At 34.8% G+C, this 16,928-nt stretch carries 19 protein-coding genes, 1 pseudogene and 1 other annotated feature; of the genes and pseudogenes, 3 read left to right on the top strand and 17 right to left on the bottom strand.

Annotated elements, in window-relative coordinates:
* Positions 1–48 precede the first annotated feature (48 nt).
* From KGI01_RS11440 to KGI01_RS11430, 3 genes are all read right to left on the bottom strand, one after another.
* The gene (locus KGI01_RS11440) at positions 49–360 is read right to left on the bottom strand and encodes a DUF3784 domain-containing protein (protein ID WP_141274784.1); all 312 of its coding nucleotides are present in this window, start codon (positions 358–360) and stop codon (positions 49–51) included.
* Positions 357–698, bottom strand: coding sequence for a zinc ribbon domain-containing protein YjdM (locus KGI01_RS11435; RefSeq protein WP_141274783.1), 342 nt, complete (start codon positions 696–698; stop codon positions 357–359). The genes KGI01_RS11440 and KGI01_RS11435 overlap by 4 nt, the downstream gene beginning before the upstream one ends.
* A 194-nt stretch (positions 699–892) precedes the next feature.
* Positions 893–1,675 (bottom strand): alpha/beta hydrolase, encoded by a 783-nt coding sequence (locus KGI01_RS11430; RefSeq protein ID WP_068453247.1) that lies wholly within the window; start codon positions 1,673–1,675, stop codon positions 893–895.
* Positions 1,676–2,268: 593 nt separating this feature from the next.
* Between KGI01_RS11430 and KGI01_RS11425 the strand changes: the two genes are divergently transcribed.
* On the top strand, positions 2,269–3,072 hold the full coding sequence (locus tag KGI01_RS11425; RefSeq protein ID WP_141274782.1) for an enoyl-CoA hydratase/isomerase family protein: 804 nt from the start codon (positions 2,269–2,271) through the stop codon (positions 3,070–3,072).
* 24 nt (positions 3,073–3,096) lie between these two features.
* Here the strand turns inward: KGI01_RS11425 and KGI01_RS11420 are convergent, their stop codons facing one another.
* The 10 genes from KGI01_RS11420 to proB all read right to left on the bottom strand — a co-directional run bounded on the left by KGI01_RS11420 (position 3,097) and on the right by proB (position 11,633).
* On the bottom strand, positions 3,097–3,936 hold the full coding sequence (locus KGI01_RS11420; protein ID WP_141274781.1) for a hypothetical protein: 840 nt from the start codon (positions 3,934–3,936) through the stop codon (positions 3,097–3,099).
* Complete coding sequence (locus tag KGI01_RS11415) at positions 3,917–4,759, bottom strand: Cof-type HAD-IIB family hydrolase (protein WP_141274780.1); 843 nt, start codon at positions 4,757–4,759, stop codon at positions 3,917–3,919. The genes KGI01_RS11420 and KGI01_RS11415 overlap by 20 nt, the downstream gene beginning before the upstream one ends.
* 103 nt (positions 4,760–4,862) lie before the next feature.
* Positions 4,863–6,551: a methyl-accepting chemotaxis protein gene (locus KGI01_RS11410; RefSeq protein WP_141274779.1), complete on the bottom strand. Its 1,689-nt coding sequence runs from the start codon at positions 6,549–6,551 to the stop codon at positions 4,863–4,865.
* 142 nt (positions 6,552–6,693) lie between these two features.
* Positions 6,694–6,915 (bottom strand): hypothetical protein, encoded by a 222-nt coding sequence (locus KGI01_RS11405; protein ID WP_141274778.1) that lies wholly within the window; start codon positions 6,913–6,915, stop codon positions 6,694–6,696.
* Entirely contained in the window at positions 6,915–7,322 is a 408-nt protein-coding gene (locus KGI01_RS11400) for a hypothetical protein (RefSeq protein WP_373863138.1), read from the bottom strand. Before KGI01_RS11400 ends, KGI01_RS11405 begins: the two co-directional genes overlap by 1 nt.
* 170 nt (positions 7,323–7,492) lie before the next feature.
* Positions 7,493–7,975 (bottom strand): hypothetical protein, encoded by a 483-nt coding sequence (locus tag KGI01_RS11395; protein ID WP_141274777.1) that lies wholly within the window; start codon positions 7,973–7,975, stop codon positions 7,493–7,495.
* Between the two features lie 115 nt (positions 7,976–8,090).
* Positions 8,091–8,612 (bottom strand): tubby C-terminal domain-like protein, encoded by a 522-nt coding sequence (locus tag KGI01_RS11390; protein ID WP_141274776.1) that lies wholly within the window; start codon positions 8,610–8,612, stop codon positions 8,091–8,093.
* Between the two features lie 117 nt (positions 8,613–8,729).
* Entirely contained in the window at positions 8,730–9,176 is a 447-nt protein-coding gene (locus tag KGI01_RS11385; protein WP_141274775.1) for an SRPBCC family protein, read from the bottom strand.
* Positions 9,177–9,283: 107 nt separating this feature from the next.
* Positions 9,284–10,531 (bottom strand): glutamate-5-semialdehyde dehydrogenase, encoded by a 1,248-nt coding sequence (locus KGI01_RS11380; protein WP_141274774.1) that lies wholly within the window; start codon positions 10,529–10,531, stop codon positions 9,284–9,286.
* Between the two features lies 1 nt (position 10,532).
* Positions 10,533–11,633: a glutamate 5-kinase gene (proB, locus tag KGI01_RS11375; RefSeq protein WP_141274773.1), complete on the bottom strand. Its 1,101-nt coding sequence runs from the start codon at positions 11,631–11,633 to the stop codon at positions 10,533–10,535.
* 42 nt (positions 11,634–11,675) lie between these two features.
* Positions 11,676–11,890, bottom strand: a binding site (T-box leader).
* A gap of 478 nt (positions 11,891–12,368) precedes the next feature.
* On the opposite strand from proB, the gene KGI01_RS14110 reads away from it, so the two are divergent.
* Both KGI01_RS14110 and KGI01_RS11365 read left to right on the top strand, forming a co-directional pair.
* Positions 12,369–12,518, top strand: a complete 150-nt coding sequence (locus KGI01_RS14110) for a DUF485 domain-containing protein (protein WP_307723185.1) — start codon at positions 12,369–12,371, stop codon at positions 12,516–12,518.
* A 15-nt stretch (positions 12,519–12,533) separates the two neighbouring features.
* The gene (locus tag KGI01_RS11365) at positions 12,534–12,827 is read left to right on the top strand and encodes a sodium:solute symporter family transporter (RefSeq protein ID WP_141274772.1); all 294 of its coding nucleotides are present in this window, start codon (positions 12,534–12,536) and stop codon (positions 12,825–12,827) included.
* 574 nt (positions 12,828–13,401) lie between these two features.
* Here the strand turns inward: KGI01_RS11365 and KGI01_RS11360 are convergent.
* The 4 genes and pseudogenes from KGI01_RS11360 to ribE all read right to left on the bottom strand — a co-directional run bounded on the left by KGI01_RS11360 (position 13,402) and on the right by ribE (position 16,710).
* Entirely contained in the window at positions 13,402–14,781 is a 1,380-nt protein-coding gene (locus KGI01_RS11360) for an SH3 domain-containing protein (RefSeq protein ID WP_170214785.1), read from the bottom strand.
* Positions 14,782–14,984: 203 nt separating this feature from the next.
* Positions 14,985–15,452, bottom strand: a complete 468-nt coding sequence (gene ribH / locus KGI01_RS11355) for a 6,7-dimethyl-8-ribityllumazine synthase (protein WP_141274770.1) — start codon at positions 15,450–15,452, stop codon at positions 14,985–14,987.
* Positions 15,453–15,481: 29 nt separating this feature from the next.
* Positions 15,482–16,066, bottom strand: a pseudogene (gene ribB, locus KGI01_RS11350) (3,4-dihydroxy-2-butanone-4-phosphate synthase); the annotation flags it as partial.
* 11 nt (positions 16,067–16,077) lie between these two features.
* Positions 16,078–16,710: a riboflavin synthase gene (ribE, locus tag KGI01_RS11345; protein ID WP_255314785.1), complete on the bottom strand. Its 633-nt coding sequence runs from the start codon at positions 16,708–16,710 to the stop codon at positions 16,078–16,080.
* Between the last annotated feature and the right edge of the window lie 218 nt (positions 16,711–16,928).

Below are 16,928 nucleotides of genomic sequence, written 5' to 3'. Positions count from 1 at the left end.
GCCGAAAAAAGAGGCTAGTTCATTCCCTAACCTCTCTACAATTCCTTATTATGTTCGCTCGTAGCGATTACCTGTATTCATATAAATTAATCCAATGATTGTCGCTAAAATAATGCCAGCTGTTCCTAAAATAAAGTAAATCTCTTGATTCCATAATGCGCCCGGAAGAAAGAGGACAAGGGATAGTGTAATCGCACCTGTCATTTTCGAAAAGTCTTTGCACATGCGTACAGTATTCACTTTTTCCTTTTCTTCTTTTGAAGCTGTATTATAGCCTGCAATGAGCATCTCACCTTTTCCAAGAGCAAAAACAATTGTTAATCCTAGAAATAAAAGGATAACCAGGATAAGTACAATCATATTTTTTTCACATATTCGGACTTAATATAAAGTGTACCAACACCATCAAATTTACTTTCTAAGTTATGACCATTTGGACCATCAACTAAACGAATTTTCGCTTTTGTGCCAACTTTTAAAGGTCCTGAACCACCTTTAACTTTTAAATCCTTTATAATTGTTACCACGTCACCGTCTTGTAGTTCGTTCCCATTGACATCGCGTGTTTTCGCAGACTCTTCTGCTTCTTTTTGTGATTCAGCTGTCCATTCATGCGCACACTCTGGGCAGACGAAAAGATTTCCATCTTCATATGCATACTCTGACTGACATTGTGGACAATTTGGGATATTTGCCAAATTCCTCATCCTTTCTTTTTTCTTCTCTTTTATTATAAAGGATTTTTTAGTTAATTAGGTCAATTATGCTATTTTCGTCAGAAATTCGCCCTATTTTACATAAAAAAAGCGAGACATACAATATGTCTCACTTTCATATTACAAATATAATTCAGCTTATTCTCTCAACAAATCTTATAATGACTGACTATATACTATAGTGCTTGTACAGATGAGTTTGTTGCTTCTGCTGATGCTTGCCAATCTAATTGATCTAAGAATTCTAATGTATCTTGATATACTTGTTCGCGTTCTTGACCAAGAGTGATAATGTGACCTGAGTTTGGATACCAAATGATTTCTTTTTCTGTTGTATCTACTGTATCAAAAATGAATGGTGCTGATTCTTGGTATAGTGCATCATCTAGTTTACCTTGTAATACAAGTGTTGGTGTGTCGATTTCACCGATTTCATCGCTTGTATGTTCAATCATTTTTTGAATTTCCATAATTGCGTGGCGATCCATGTTTTCTAACTCTTTTAATTCTTTAGCAATTGTTTCTTCGTCTTTGCCTTCGAATTTTTTGTATACTTCAGCGTATTTATATAGACGCTCGAATAAACCGTCACTTGAACGACGTTTAATTGGTGCACACATTGATACAACACCTTTAACAGGGAATTCCGCGCCCACTTTTAATGTAAACACGCCACCTAATGAAATGCCGACTACTGCGATTTCTTCATAGCCTAAGCTTTTTAAATGATGGTAGCCGCTTGTTACGTCTTCCCACCAATATTTTGCGCCGTAACGAAGAATTTCTTCAGGGCTAACTCCGTGACCACGATACATTGGTGCGTGACATGTATATCCCTTTTTATTTAAAAATTGTCCTAATTTTTTTACATCCTTCGTACTACCAGTAAACCCGTGAAGTAGGAGGACTGCTCTTTTTCCGCCTTCAATTGTAAATGGCTTTGGTGCAAGTAATTTCATTTTATGTGGCTCCTTTTTTTCTTAATTTGAACAAATCACTTTTTTAAAAAATTTATTAATTTTATTGTTCGCTCAAATTTTGTTCACATTTTTAACTTACATATACTCTAACACCACATTTCCATAATGTACAGTATATTAGCTTATTATTTTCTATGCATTTTTGTAATAGGTATGATGTCTTGAAATCTCGAGAAATCCTGTTATATCAACGTTCGTGAATATTTTCACACACTTTAAATTTTGTCTACTATTTTCACTTATTTTTCATTATTTTTTGAACTAAAACCTCTAACACATTGATAAGTTGTTACTTTCAAATGTTGATTTAGCGTATATAAGACTCATAAACACCTCTTTTTTTAGTATTTTTCTATCATAACACCTATTTTTATTCTAAAAAATAAATTTTCACGAAAAAGGTAAGCGTGTATGAGCTTCCTTTGCTTTCCTAAATGATACACGAACATTTTTTATAGCCCCTATTAAGATTTATCATAAATCTTTTCATGCATCGTTTTTATAGATCAGTTCTCTAAAAGTAAAATCTGTACTATAATAGTTGCATTGAATACACAAAGGGGGAGTACAACATGAAAGTTTCAACAACAAGATTAGAAAAAGAAGATGCAAAAATTGTTTATCAAGAAACTGCTGGACTTGCAATTATTACAATCCATCGACCACAAGCTAAAAATGCATTAACCGCAAATATGTGGAATGAGCTACGTTTAATCGCGCTACAGGTACTTAAAAATCCAAAGAATAAAGTATTATTAATTCGTGGATCAGGGAATCAATTTACAGCTGGATCGGATATTAAAGAGTTCAATTCCATCTCTTTAGAAGAAGCTGAACAAGCTTTTGTTCACATGGAAAAAACGATTTCAACAATCGAGCGATTAGCCATTCCAACAATTGCCGTTATCAATGGGCCTGCAATGGGTGCAGGACTTGAATTAGCACTTGCATGTGATTTACGTATCGGTAGCGATCAAGCTAAGTTAGGTATTCCTGTTGGGAAGTTAGGTATTACATTGAATAATCATTTTGCGCAACGACTTGTTCAATTAATTGGACCATCTATGACGAAAGATTTAGTGTATACAGGGCGTGTGCTTAAAGCAGAAGAAGCCGATGGACTTGGTTTACTTAATTATTTAGTGGCGGAAAAAGATTTAGACCGTTATGCGATTCGACTTGGGAAGCTCGTTGCTTCTATGTCTCCAGCTTCTCTACTTGCAGTCAAACAAGCCGTACAAGAGTGTGTGGATTCTGCTCCAAGCCTATGGACAGGCTCAACACCATTTGTTGATTCACATGACTTCCCAGAGGGTGTACGTGCTTTTGTCGAAAAACGTCCTGCTAGATTTACACGTAAAATAGAAGAACAATAAAAAACAAGCTGCTCTAGTGTTCAACTACTGCAGCTTGTTTTTTATTGTTAATGGCTTTTTTTGCGAAGCTAAATGCTCGACTTGAAGATCAATCGTGTCAAACTCAATTTCAAATTGTTCGTCAAAGGCTTGATTAATTTGCTGTTGTAACATGTATAATTTTTCATCCATACGCTCTGTCTCATTACTTGAATAAACAAGTACTAATTTCGCAATTGGTAGTGGATATAGCGTGAATTGTAATTTTGTTACATCCATAATATATGGAGAATCTTCACATACTTGACGTATGCATTGTGTAAAGTCTTTTGTTTTATAAACCAGTAAATCTTCATGAAAATCAGGCTGAACAATCGTTGTTTCACCGATTTTTTCTTTTTTCGTTGAGAAAATTTCAAACCCTTTCATCACTAATCTTTTAAAGAAATTTTGCTGTACTTCAACGAATGGAACAGGCATAATATGCTTTCCTTCTGTTTTGCGAATAAACTTCGCCATTTTCATTTGTTTTAGAGTACGGTATTCGTCGATATGATAGAAGTGTTCAATCTCCCCTACACCCAGACGCTCTGCAATTCGGATTGTCATGCGATCCGATGTACCAATAATCATAAGTTTTTCTGGTTGTACTTCTTGCATAGCTTCTTGTACTTCTTCTACATGTGTATCATCTGAAAAAATCGCACGCTTTACCGCTTTAAAAGCACTTTTTTCAAACTTTGCTGATGTTCCTGCTTTTCGACAACCATTCATAATGAATAAACCATCATCAATAATCGCATCTACCCCTAATTGATGTGCTAACTCAAGTGCAAAAGAACTTTTTCCTGTACCACTCGGTCCACTAAAAGAATAAACGTTCATTTTTTTCCCCTTTAATAATATACTTCTCTATTGCAGCGGCTACACCGTCTTCTCTATTTGTTAATGTTTCAACTACGGCAACACGCTTCACCTCATCTACTGCATTCCCCATCGCAATCGGATAATTTGCATAGTCAAGCATCGATAAATCATTAATTTGATCACCAATTGCTGCAATATACTGCTGATGAATACCTAGTATTTCCGCAAGTGTTTGTAGTGCGCGCCCCTTACTTGCACACATCGCATTTACTTCTACATTATGCGCAAAAGAAGTTGTCACTTGATATCCTGCTTCAATACATTGTTGAATTGCTGTATAACGTTCATGTTCATGTTTAAAAAATAAATTAAATTTTTCAACAGGTTCGCATAATTCTTCTACGTATTGTAAAACATTTTCTTTTGGTGTACGGGTCTTTTTTAAAAAGTCTGTATGCTGACTACCACCATACGCTTCAAAATGTTCATAATAATAAGGCTCTACTAAGATTCTTCCTAGCATAAAAACTTCCATACGTACGTCAAATTGTTGAAAACCTTTCATTAAGGTAATAGCTTCTGTTGATGTAAGAGCACATTCAGATAGCTTTTCTTTTGTTTGACGGTTCCAAACTGCTGCACCATTCGATGTAATGATATAGCGTATATTCGGTATATATTGTAGTTCTTCTGGTAATTCTACAATCGTCCTTCCTGTACAAATAACCATTTCCACATTTGATGGTACGCGGTTTAATACGTCAATTGTGTGATGTGTAATTTGCAATTCAGAATTTAATAATGTTCCATCTAAATCAATGGCAATTAAGCGAATATCCATTGAATTCACCTCATACTCTATTTTATCATATCGATTTATATTACTAATTGAAAAGAAGGAATTGCCATCTAAGCAATCCCTCCTCCTTTACTAATCGTTATTCCTATACTTTAAACGATTGTGTTAATTCATGCAATTCAATCGCTTGTGAAGAAATTTCTGCTACAACGCTATTAATTTCTTGTAGTGTAGCAGTTTGTTCTTCTGCTGCTGCTGTAATACTTGCTGTTGCTGTTACAGCACTACTTGTATGTGAAGCAATTTCTGATACAGAAGCTGTTACTTCTTCTGTCCCAGCAGACAACTCTTCTGAAGTCGCTGTTACGTCTTCCAGTTGTGTCGTCATTTGCCCAACACTTTGTTCAATACTACCAAATGCTGTACTTGCATTCTCAATAATGTAAACACCTTCTTTTACATTCTTTAATCCAGTTTGTACAGATTCTGCTACTACTACTGTATCTTCTTGGATTGTCGCAGTTAATTGAACAATTTGGCTTGCTGATCTTTTCGATTCTTCTGCTAGTTTACGTACTTCTTCTGCCACTACTGCAAAACCTTTACCATGCTCACCCGCACGAGCTGCTTCAATCGCGGCATTGAGTGCAAGTAGATTCGTTTGTTCTGTAATATCTGTAATGACTTTTGACATGCTTTGGATTTGACTTGTCTGTTCTGCTAAACGATGAATTAATTCATGCGTTTGATTTGTAGAACTAGCAATTGTATCCATCTGGTTTTTAGCCACTTTTAAAATATCTGCTCCGTTAATCGCTAAAGCATTTGCTTCTTTTGCATGGTCAAATAACTTTTGAGATGACTGCGCAATACGCTGTACACCAACTGCTGTCTCGTGCATCGCTTCTGCACTATCTTGCGCATTCGCTGCTGAGTCTGTTGCTGCAGATGCTGTTAGTTCTACTTGTGAACTTACTTCTTCTGCTGCTTTTGATACTTCATGTGTACTTGCAGATAATTCTTCAATTGAAGCACTTAATTGCGCGGCACTATCCGAAATACCTTGTACTAAATTTTTTGTATTATATTTCATTTCATTAATTGAATCTGCTAATTCTTGAATTTCATCTTTTGTATTTACTTTTAAATCTTCATCTGTGTAATTCCCCGTAGCTAATACTTTCACATTTTGAACAGTTCTTAAAATTGGTTTTACGACTGAGCGTTTAATATAAAGAACAAAGAAAACAGCTATAATTGCACTTAAAATCCCAACAATAACTGATAATATTTTTGACATTATTGCTGTACGTTGTAAATCTGATTTTGCATGTTCTAATGTTGTACGCTCTTTTTTCTCAATTTGTTTAACTGATTCCATAACACTATCATTAATCGATTTTGCTTTATTTAATTCAGCAAAAATAGCTGATTCATCTGAATTATCGTCTACTGCTTTAATTAAACTAACACTTACATCATTAAATTCTTGATCATGCACTGTAATCGACTCTACACTTTTCTTAATATCTGAATCGTTTTTTGTTATTTTTTGTAACTTTTGTACTTGTGCTGTCGTTTCATCACGTACACTCTCTAAAGAAATTTTCGCTGTATCTGACTTTGTCAGAACATAATCACGAAGTTGAATTCCTTGCATCGCAATCAAATATTTTACATCAGTTACTAAGCTAATATTATCAAAACTTCCTTGTACTTCATCTTCAAAACTTTTTTCAATTGCATCTAATCGATTATATGTAAATACCATCATAATAATCATTAAAACCAACAATGTAATATAGCCTAAACTTAATTTTTTTTGTATAGACAATTTTTTTCCCCCATCTGCATATAAAATATTTGTTGATAAAACTTATATTACATGGAAACGAGACTTTTTGCACGGTTATTTATACCTATTTTTAGGGGTTTAAAAATAAAAAAGCAGGAGATAAATCCCTGCTTTTTTAAGATTAAAATTTTTTCGCTGAAATTTGCTCGCTTACATAATTTTTTATGTATGAAATCGCTTCTTTTGATAAAGTACTTTTCGTAGGATGGACTAAATCCCCATAAATGATTCCATCTACAACACGAACCATTCCTTCAAATTTTCGGTTATCATCTGTGCCTTTTAGTTCGATAAAGAGTGTTTGATTACCATGCCAAGCAAAATCGACTACATATACATGCATTATTTACGCTTCCCCTTCAACTTTTCTTGTTGCTTTTTTAATTCTTCTTCTTTTACTTTTTCTTGTTGTACACGTTTCCATTGCATGCGAAGTTGAAGTGCACTTAACGCTAAAATAATAATAAAGAATGGCTGCGTTACGGATAAACCAAGCTCTGAATGTCCTCCAAATAATGGTAAGACAAAAATTAAAATAAGAACGGCTGCGATGACGCGTACTTGTAACCAAAAGTTTTGTTCTAAATTTAATTTCTTTGTCGGTGTGAAACAGATAATAATTCCAATAATAAACACAATAATCATCACTGTTTTTGGAACAACCGTCCAAATATGCCAATTACTAAAGAAATCCATACATAGTAATACAAGGACTAAAATATAGGCCATTAATTCTCTCATTATTTTCAATTCATTTCCCCCCTTAAAACCATTCATAGCATAGCATAGAACAGCTTTTACATGCTACCCTTACTCTATTTTCCTTCTATTAAACATGAAAGCTGCTTTCCAACTTTTTCTTATAAATACTAAAAAGAGTCTCAGCATTTTATGTGCTGAAACTCTTTTATCGTTAAAGTTTATTGTACACCTGTAATTTCTTTTAGCTTTTTCAATACATCTGGATGCGCTTCAACTGTACGTTGTGGTGTATCTAGACTATTGATTGCATTATGTGTGTAGTAAATGTAGCCTTTTTCTGTAATAAAGAAGCTATAAGGGAATGGTTTACGTGGATCTCGTTCTTTTTTGTTTTCAAAGTAGAAGAAATACGAATCAACGTCTTTGATTTCTTTTTCTGTATTCGTAATTGTACTTTGTTTTGTTTTTAGACCGTCTACTGCACGTAAAATCTCATCCAGTTTTTCTTTGTCTGTTAATGTAACTGTTTTTGACTTCACTTCTTTATTGTTTTCAATGGTTTGAACCTGTACAGAAATGAATTCTTTACCGTTTGGTACTTCCATTGTTTTTTCTGATTTCCCAGAGAAAATCACATATAGAACGCTTAATACGAGTAAAATAATAATAGCGAATGGGATTAACTTTTTAATGACCAACACTTCCTAACCCTTAATTTCAGAATACCCCTTCATTATAGACTAGCTTACAGAATCTTGCATGATAGAAAACCACTTTTTTCGTAAGAAACATGAAAAATTCATGTTTTTGCCATAATTAAGCGCCAATAAAAAGGGCGGCTTGTGCAATTGCTAGAAAGAGAGCTGGGTTTTGAAATGGACTGTCTTCTAACATCTCAAATGTAATTCGGAATGTATCTTTCTCTTCTATATAATCTGCACGCCAACGAGCAATTGTTTTTTCATTATAAAGAAATGGCGACCAACCTTCTCGATTCATCTCCAATGTCATCTGCTCTTTTTTATTTGAAATCATCAAATCTGGAATCAACTCTTTCCAACCGATATAAGCAATTCGATAAAGTGATTGCCCTTCCTCGATGGCATCGTAATAAATTTTACCTTTACGTTGAATTTTTTTACATGTTACAGGTGCAAAATCTCCAATTTTTGTGTCAATTTGAACAAAATATTTTTGATCAAACATACGATCAATTACTTTTTTTAAACCATTTGAATAAACACGTTGAATCGTTCCGACTTGTTGTTCGTCACAAATAATTGCTTCTTTTTCTGTATGTTGTAAGTATGCGGGAATCTCATAATAGTATGCTTGCATAAATCTGCTCCTTATTTCGCTGTTCATATTTTTACCATACGGGAATTAAATAGAGAAATCAAACTAAAAACTGCACCCTTCATTAAAAGGTGCAGTTCTTAATTTATGGTGTATGAATTATTTTGCTTCAGATTGAATTTTATTTGCCACGCGTTCTGTTAGCATTGATGTTGCTTTTGGTAATACAGCTGAAAAAATTGGATTTAACACAGGTGCTGCAATACCGCCTGCTTTAATTTCTAAAAATCCTGACATCTCTGTATTTTGTGCATCAATTTCCTTTGCTGTAAAGTAGCCTGAACCTGTAAATTTATCTGTTAAACCTGTTAAATCAAATGAAATTTTAGATGGTTCTTCCCAGTTTATAATATCTATTTGCACTTCAACTGATTTTTTTAACACGCCTACATTCCCAGCGAAAATCCATTTCGACTGCTTTTCATTGATCATTTCGTGATTGCGGTAGCCAGGTACTAACTTTGCCCACTTCTCCATATCACTTACAAATGCCCATACTTGTTGTTGTCCTGCTTTTACAGTTGTTGTGTGTGTTGCTGTTGCCATCTAAATCCCTACTTTCCTATCTTTACGAATAAATCTAGCTATGCTAGTGTTCACTTTATTATAACAAGCTTGCTTAAAATTACAAACGATGGGCATATTTGTTTGAATTATTGACGAATTTGCCCTGCTCCATCTATATAATATTTCTCAGAAGTTAGAGCTGGTAGCCCCATAGGTCCTCTTGCGTGTAACTTTTGTGTACTAATACCAATTTCAGCCCCGTAGCCAAACTCAAAACCATCTGTAAAACGTGTCGAGGCATTATGATAAACAGCTGCAGCATCCACTAACTGTTGAAATCTCTTTGCATTATCTTGTAATTCCGTAACAATAGCTTCTGAATGCTTTGTTCCATACTTTTGAATGTGCTGAATAGCCTCATCTACCGAGTCTACTGTTTTTATACTTAGTGACATCGCTAAATATTCAGTGGCATAATCTTCATCTGTGGCAGAATAAATACGTGAATCCATGTTACAAATTGCTTCATCACCGTATAATGTAACATCTGCATCCAGCAATGCCTGAATTAATTCTTCACCATGTATTTCTACATATTTTCGGTGAATTAATAAACTTTCTGCCGCATTACATACCGATGTACGCTGTGTTTTTGCGTTAAGTACAATCTGTGTAGCCATCTGTGGATTTGCAACTTCATCAATATAAATATGGCAGTTCCCTGCGCCTGTTTCTAATACAGGAACAGTTGAATTCGCTACAACTGTATCAATTAACGCTTTACTACCACGTGGAATTAAAACATCTAAGTATTCTTTCATTGTAAAAAGTTCACTCGCTGTTTGACGACTTGTATCTTCTATTAGTAAGACTGCATCTTGTGGAATCATTGTTTTTTCTAAAGCGCGATGAATACTTTCTACTAATACTTGATTTGAATATTTCGCGCTTGAACTTCCTCGTAAGATGACTGCATTTCCAGTTTTCAATGTTAAGGCTGCGGCATCCACTGTTACATTAGGACGCGCTTCATAAATCATACCGACAACACCTAAAGGTACACGACGTTTTTCGATATGTAGTCCATTTTCTTTGTCAATCACTTCAAGTATTTCACCAATCGGATCTTGTAATTCTACTACTTGTAATAAAGCATCATGAATAGCAACGAGACGGTCGTGATTTAACATAATACGATCTAGGACAGCCGGATCAATCCTTTTTTCTTTTCCTTCTATTAAATCTCGCTCATTTTCTTGTAAAATATGTGCCTCATCTTGTAATAATTGTGCTGCAATCGCACATAACGCAGCATTTTTTTCTTCTGTTGTACGCTCCATCATCGTAAAGCTCGCTACTTTCGCACGTTTTCCTTTTTCAAGTACCTCTGACATCTTAAATTTCCTCCTTTACTACTGCTACAAAACGATCACGATGAATCACTACATGATCATGTGCTAATTCGTTTGTTCTTTTTCCCATAGCTTGCATCAATTCTTCCGCGCTATACAAAACTTCACCTTTACCAATTAAATCACGTTCTCTGAAGACATCGACCACATCACCCGCTTCAAAGTTGCCTGTAACAAGATATACACCTGCTGGTAATAAGCTCTTACCATTTTCTAAAATCGCTTTTTCGGCACCTTCGTCAATATAAATCGCTCCCTGTGTTTGAGAAAAAAGTGAAATCCATTGTTTTTTAGAAGATAGTGATTGTGGGATTTGTCGCTCAATATACGTACCATCTCCACGCTTTTCTATGATTTCGATGAGCTTTTCTGGACCTTCACCTTTACCGATGAACACATTGACGCCTAAGTCGTAAGCTGTTTTGGCTGCTTGTAATTTAGATTGCATGCCCCCGGTTCCAACGTTTGAACCTTCTGATGTTGCATATCCAAGTAACTCATCTGTAATTTCTGATAAATAATCAAAACGCTTTGCTGTAGCATCTTTTTTAGGATTTGCGGTATATAATCCATTAATATCTGTTAAAATAATGAGTTGCTCCGCATGAACTAAACCACTTACAAGTGCTGATAATAAATCATTATCACCAAACGTTAATTCTTGTAATGATACAGTGTCATTTTCATTGATAATTGGCAAAACCTTTCGCTCTAGTAGTTCCTCGATGGTTTCATGCGCATTTTGATAGCGGTTTTTCGATTGAAAATCAGCGCGTGTCAATAAGATTTGTGCCCCTACATAACCGTACTGTGCAAGTGCTTTTGTATAGGCTTGAATCAGTAAACTTTGACCAACTGCAGCTGCTGCTTGCTTTCCTTTTACAGTAATTGGTCGTTGTGTGTAACCTAGTTGACGGAATCCACAAGCGACGGCACCTGATGAAACGAGTACAACATCATAGTGTTTTTGCTTTAAAGCGGCAATCGCTGCTACATGTTCTTGTAGCTTTTCGTAATCTACTTCACCTTTACTATTCGTCAAACTACTACTTCCGATTTTTACAACAATTCGATTTTGGTACATATTTGTATTCCTCCATATAAAAAAGCCCTTATCATCCAATATTTTAAGGACGAAAAGGGCTCATTCGCGGTACCACCTTAATTGAACAAAGTTTGACTTTGTTCCGCTCGATTCCGTTAACGCTGGAGTATGCGCCTATGTTTTCATAGGAGCTAGGAAGTAGGTTCCGCATGCCTTATTTGAATTTCCCTTTCAGCCGGTGAGGAAATCTCTCTTTCAAACAGTTACACACATACTATTCTTCCGTACGCTAATATATTAAATTCATTATTCCCGATAAGAACTTTTTTGTCAATATATTCTGTATTATATGTTGAAAACAGAAAAACATTGTCGTTTACATCAAAAACGCTGTTTTGTTATACAACAATTTTCTGGAAATTTTGAAATAATTAATTGTTTCAAAATAATAATAAAAGTTTTTTTCGTTCATTTTTTCTCTTTTAAATTCTTTTTTTGTTTTTAAAGTTCTTTTTTAGTTATTTACGCTCAATTTCTTTTGAATTCGGTTTTTTGCTACGTTTTAATTTAAAAAGAATTCTTTCATGTAAGTCAAAATATATTTATCTTTACAAATTTTAAAAATGCTATTTTGAAAAGGATTGGGCAAAATCAAGAATTTAAAGCACTCGTGAAAAAAGAAGAACATTTCTATTTTTAACAACTTTTATTTTCCTAGCATTATATATTTCCTTACCAATTCTCACTTCATTCACAACTGTACTACATTAGAAAATGTATGGAGAGATTACATGGGTTTGGGTATATGCCCTATCACTATTTGTTATGACCATTGTTTTATGTAGCTTTTACATTAAAGAGGCGATACGATTCGATTGTGAAATGAAGGCATTAGTTGAAAAGTTGAAAGACGGGGGTTTTTAATTAAATACTGTAACGATTAGTTTCTTTTTGGGAATTGTAGGTCTAACTTTATTAGTTACATATATTACTGCTAAAAAGACAAAAAATGTAAAAAAACTCTATACAGCTAATGGTAGCTTAATAGGTTGGCAAAATGGTTGGGCTATTTCAGGCGACTACTTATCAGCCGCTACATTTTTAGGTGCAGCGGGTGCAATCGCAACGACAGCTACAGGCTTAATTTCTTGTATTATTTTAGTGCAATTGGTCCGAATATTTGGCGTTCTACAGGAAATGCTAATGTTGTTGAAACACCTTTATTCCCATTGACAAATCATGCCATTATAACTGCTCTACTTGGTTTCTAAGCAGGCTATCTCGGCTCGAAACTATCAAGTCGTAAAGTAGACTTAGAAGTATATACAGAAATTCAAGTAAAATCAAGCACAGGTATTAACGTTTCAGATGTTCTCCATTAAATTGGACGAGGGGTATAACCATAATTGGTTATACCCCTCTTTTTTCATGATATTGCTAATTGTATGTTATCTCAACCCGATCTTCCGGGGAATGTACTACTCTCTTTATTTACTTGCCGCGGTAAAAATTACACTGTTATTCTCTAACCTAAGCAACGTAAACCCTACCTTCTTTTACGTCCTTGTGACCCCATAGTCACGCCAGTGTGAATAAGTATCTTCAAAAACAATCGTGAACTGCCAATTTCTTCAACTAGCTTTTTATCAAGATTTATATCTTCTCATGTTTTCAGCCTTTTGTCAACTTTCCTTTTATTTTTATATATAGACTACAGAGGTTTATTTTAAATAATAATTTCATATGAAAGTATTTTGCAAACAAAAAATCTCGCATGATTTTTCGAAATCATACGAGATTTTTCAATTTAATTTACATCAATTAATTCAAATGTTGTGTGACCATTTTCAACTGCTTTGATTACACCGGCATTCGGAGCATAGTAGACAATTTTGGTATTGGTTCCTTTTGAGTTATAGAACTTTTGAACAACTACTTGTTTAAATATTCCTGCTTTTACGGTCATTGTATAACTAACTGATGTAATCTTATTATAACCTTTTATTAGGCTACCTGATGTTGCGCCTTTAAAGATTGGTGTGTTAATCGCAAATCCGCATCCTGTATGATAATTAAAGAATGTGTAACTTTTAGATGTTGCTGTTTCGGTATGTGTAAAGCCGCGATTGACATTCCCCCACTTCACAATCCCTTTTTCTTGTTTTTGATAAATGGTTTCAATCGTTCCGTTTTCTTCTACATCATATACTTCATATGAACGATTTTGATCACGCGAAAAGCTTATTTTCACTTCTTTTGATACATAATCTTTACTCACATAAGCTGTCTTACCATTATAATTAATTTTCATCCAAGCATCTGATTGTGCCAAAACATGTAGTTTCATATTTTGCTTGATTTCACCTATTTTTTTTGCAGTTGTGTCTGGTGCTATACGTACGTTCAAATTTGTTGTTAAACCTGGAATTGCATAATATGTCCCCGTTATTTGTTGAAATGAACCATCAACAGGTTTCTGCTTTGTTAAATACGAACTTGCTACGTAGCCATAACCTGACTGATAACGAATTTTCGACCATTCTTTCCCATAACTTACAACATCAACTTTTGTTTGATCTTTTAAAGTGCCTAATTTTGTCGATGTACTAGATGCACTTTCTCGAACATTTAATGCAACACCATTTGTCTTCACATAATAAACTGTTGTTGTAGACGGTTGAAGTGCTGGTTTATTTTCCGTTAAATAGATTGTTGCCACATAAGCATACCCTGTTTTATAACGAATTTTCGACCATTCTTTCCCATAGCTTATGACATCTATTTTACTTTTATTTCTTATTGTCCCAAGCTTTTGCGAGTGACTTGATGGACTTTTTCGAACATTCAAATCAATACCTGGTGTACTGACATAATACGTTACAGTTGAAGCAGGTTTTAAAATTGGTCTTTTACTTATTAAATAACTATTCGCTACATAACCATAAACTTTTTTATACTTAATTTTTGACCAGCCATTTTTTGTTGAAATGACGGTTACTTTCGTATTGTTTTGCAATTTTCCCAATGTTGTTGCTTTCGTTGACGCACTTTTTCGAACATTTAGATTGCTACCATTTGTTATACTCACATACTTTATTTGTGTAGCTGCTGATGCTTCAATTGTTGACGTTTGACCTATTCCAATTGCTAACATAAGCGTTGCGCCAATCATTATTGTTCTTCTCACCCTATAGTCCCTCCTATATTGAAAACATGGATACTCTTTCCAAATGAGTATTATAACTGTCATTCAATAGGCTGACTATACAAAACAACGACTTTCGAACTAAAGATATAGGTTTATTATATGAGTATAGGTTCCAAGTCATTTTATACGATTTGAAACTAGCAATCTATTGGCATAAAACATACTAGGTCATCTACACTAGTCTATTTTTCTAATAGACGATGAAGATTTGCCATCTCAATTGCTGCTACAGCCGAATCATAACCTTTGTTCCCTGCTTTTGTTCCTGCACGTTCTACAGCTTGTTCAATTGACTCCGTTGTGACAACGCCAAAAATAATTGGCACATTCGTTTCAAGTGATACTGAAGCAATTCCTTTTGCAGCTTCATTACATACATAGTCATAATGCGTTGTTGCACCACGAATAACAGTTCCAAGACCAATAATCGCGTCATATTTTTTATAATTTGTTAATTGTTTTGCCATATATGGAATTTCAAAAGCCCCCGGTACTTTTACGACATCAATATTTTCTTCTGCTACGCCATGTCTTTTTAAACCATCTACCGCTCCTTCTAATAAACGATTTGTGATGAATTCGTTAAATCTTCCTAATACAATCCCGATTTTTAAGTCTTTTCCGATTAATGTTGTTTCGATCATGTTCATTTTGAATACGCTCCTTTTGTTTGTTCAATATATTGTTTTAATGCTTCGATTGAAATGATAGGTAATACGTGTTTTTTAGCGAATGTGATCAAATTTTCACCTGTCAGCATATGTCCGTCATCGCCCATAATTTCACAAATCACTGCTGCTTCTTTTTTATCGCATAACTTTGCCAAGTCAACTCCCGCTTCCGTATGCCCATCACGTTCTAATACACCACCAGCTTTTGCAATAAGTGGGAATACATGTCCTGGACGACGAAAATCTTGGGCTACGGTTTGTTCACTTGTTAAAGCTTGAATCGTTAAGGCACGATCATAAGCGCTGATACCTGTTGTCGTATCGATATGGTCAATCGAAATTGTAAAGGCTGTTCCATGATTATCCGTATTATCTACTGTCATCGGCGCTAAGGCTAAGCGTGCCGCCATTTCTTCAGAAATAGGTGTACAAATTAATCCACGACCCTCAATTGCCATGAATGTTACTTGTTCAGGTGTAATCGTTTCAGCTAATGCAACGAGATCTCCTTCATTTTCACGTGCCTCAGAATCAGTCACGATAATCATGCCACCCACTCGTAAGATACGAAGTGCTTCTTCTATTTCTTGCATGTTCTTTCACCTCAAAATCCATTTTTTCGTAAAAAATCTTCTGTTAAAATTGTCGGCATTTGGCTTTGTACATATTTTCCGATGTAATCAGTTTCGATATTGACGACATCACGTACTTTTTTCATATGCAAAATCGTTGTTTCATATGTGTGTGGAATAAGCGAAACTTCAAATGTTCGCGCGTTTAACGCGAAAATTGTTAGGCTAATCCCATCCAATGTCACAGAACCTCTTAAAACCATCTGTTTGATGAATTTCGGTTCTGTTTCAATCGTTAGACGAATTTCATTTGATGTTTTTAAAATTCGTTGAATCTTTCCAACCGTTTCAACATGCCCTGTCACGATATGTCCACCTAACCGCCCCTGTAACTGCAAAGCTCTTTCAACATTTACTTTTTCACGTAATTGTAGATGGTGTAATGTTGTTGTATGAAAGGTTTCTTTCATAACCGTCGCATGAAAAGCGTGCTGCTCTAGTTTTTCAATTGTTAAGCAAACACCATTTACTGCAATCGAATCACCTAAAGCAGCGCCTTCCAGAATCTTTTCTGCTTGAATTTGCAACACCATATTTTCATTCGCTTGTCGAATCGATTGAATTGTTGCCACTTCTTCTACAATCCCTGTAAATATACAAACCACTCCTTTCCCAAAATAAAAAAACTACGCTCAATTGATGAATCAATTCAGGGTAGTTTTATGGAAGAATGATTAAAAGTCATGTCTAAATAAACCTGTTGACATACGTCTTTTTAACAAGTTTTGTTCACACACATCCTTCTCCCATCCAGACTATACTGTCGGTTCTGGATTCACACCAGCTCCTGCTCCAAAAAGCTCACGGACTTATCGCTCTAACA

It is taken from the genome of Kurthia gibsonii (assembly GCF_006539985.1).
In the GTDB taxonomy this organism is placed as follows: domain Bacteria; phylum Bacillota; class Bacilli; order Bacillales_A; family Planococcaceae; genus Kurthia; species Kurthia gibsonii.
This window is presented reverse-complemented; position numbering and strand designations above follow the sequence as displayed.

What these genes read in the sequence shown, in the direction of transcription:
- KGI01_RS11440 (WP_141274784.1), bottom strand. Translation starts at nt 360, where the DNA reads ATGATTGTACTTATCCTGGTTATCCTTTTATTTCTAGGATTAACAATT.
- KGI01_RS11430 (WP_068453247.1), bottom strand. Translation starts at nt 1,675, where the DNA reads ATGAAATTACTTGCACCAAAGCCATTTACAATTGAAGGCGGAAAAAGA.
- KGI01_RS11425 (WP_141274782.1), top strand. Translation starts at nt 2,269, where the DNA reads ATGAAAGTTTCAACAACAAGATTAGAAAAAGAAGATGCAAAAATTGTT.
- KGI01_RS11420 (WP_141274781.1), bottom strand. Translation starts at nt 3,936, where the DNA reads ATGAACGTTTATTCTTTTAGTGGACCGAGTGGTACAGGAAAAAGTTCT.
- KGI01_RS11415 (WP_141274780.1), bottom strand. Translation starts at nt 4,759, where the DNA reads ATGGATATTCGCTTAATTGCCATTGATTTAGATGGAACATTATTAAAT.
- KGI01_RS11405 (WP_141274778.1), bottom strand. Translation starts at nt 6,915, where the DNA reads ATGCATGTATATGTAGTCGATTTTGCTTGGCATGGTAATCAAACACTC.
- KGI01_RS11390 (WP_141274776.1), bottom strand. Translation starts at nt 8,612, where the DNA reads ATGCAAGCATACTATTATGAGATTCCCGCATACTTACAACATACAGAA.
- KGI01_RS11385 (WP_141274775.1), bottom strand. Translation starts at nt 9,176, where the DNA reads ATGGCAACAGCAACACACACAACAACTGTAAAAGCAGGACAACAACAA.
- KGI01_RS11380 (WP_141274774.1), bottom strand. Translation starts at nt 10,531, where the DNA reads ATGTCAGAGGTACTTGAAAAAGGAAAACGTGCGAAAGTAGCGAGCTTT.
- proB (WP_141274773.1), bottom strand. Translation starts at nt 11,633, where the DNA reads ATGTACCAAAATCGAATTGTTGTAAAAATCGGAAGTAGTAGTTTGACG.
- KGI01_RS14110 (WP_307723185.1), top strand. Translation starts at nt 12,369, where the DNA reads ATGTATGGAGAGATTACATGGGTTTGGGTATATGCCCTATCACTATTT.
- ribH (WP_141274770.1), bottom strand. Translation starts at nt 15,452, where the DNA reads ATGAACATGATCGAAACAACATTAATCGGAAAAGACTTAAAAATCGGG.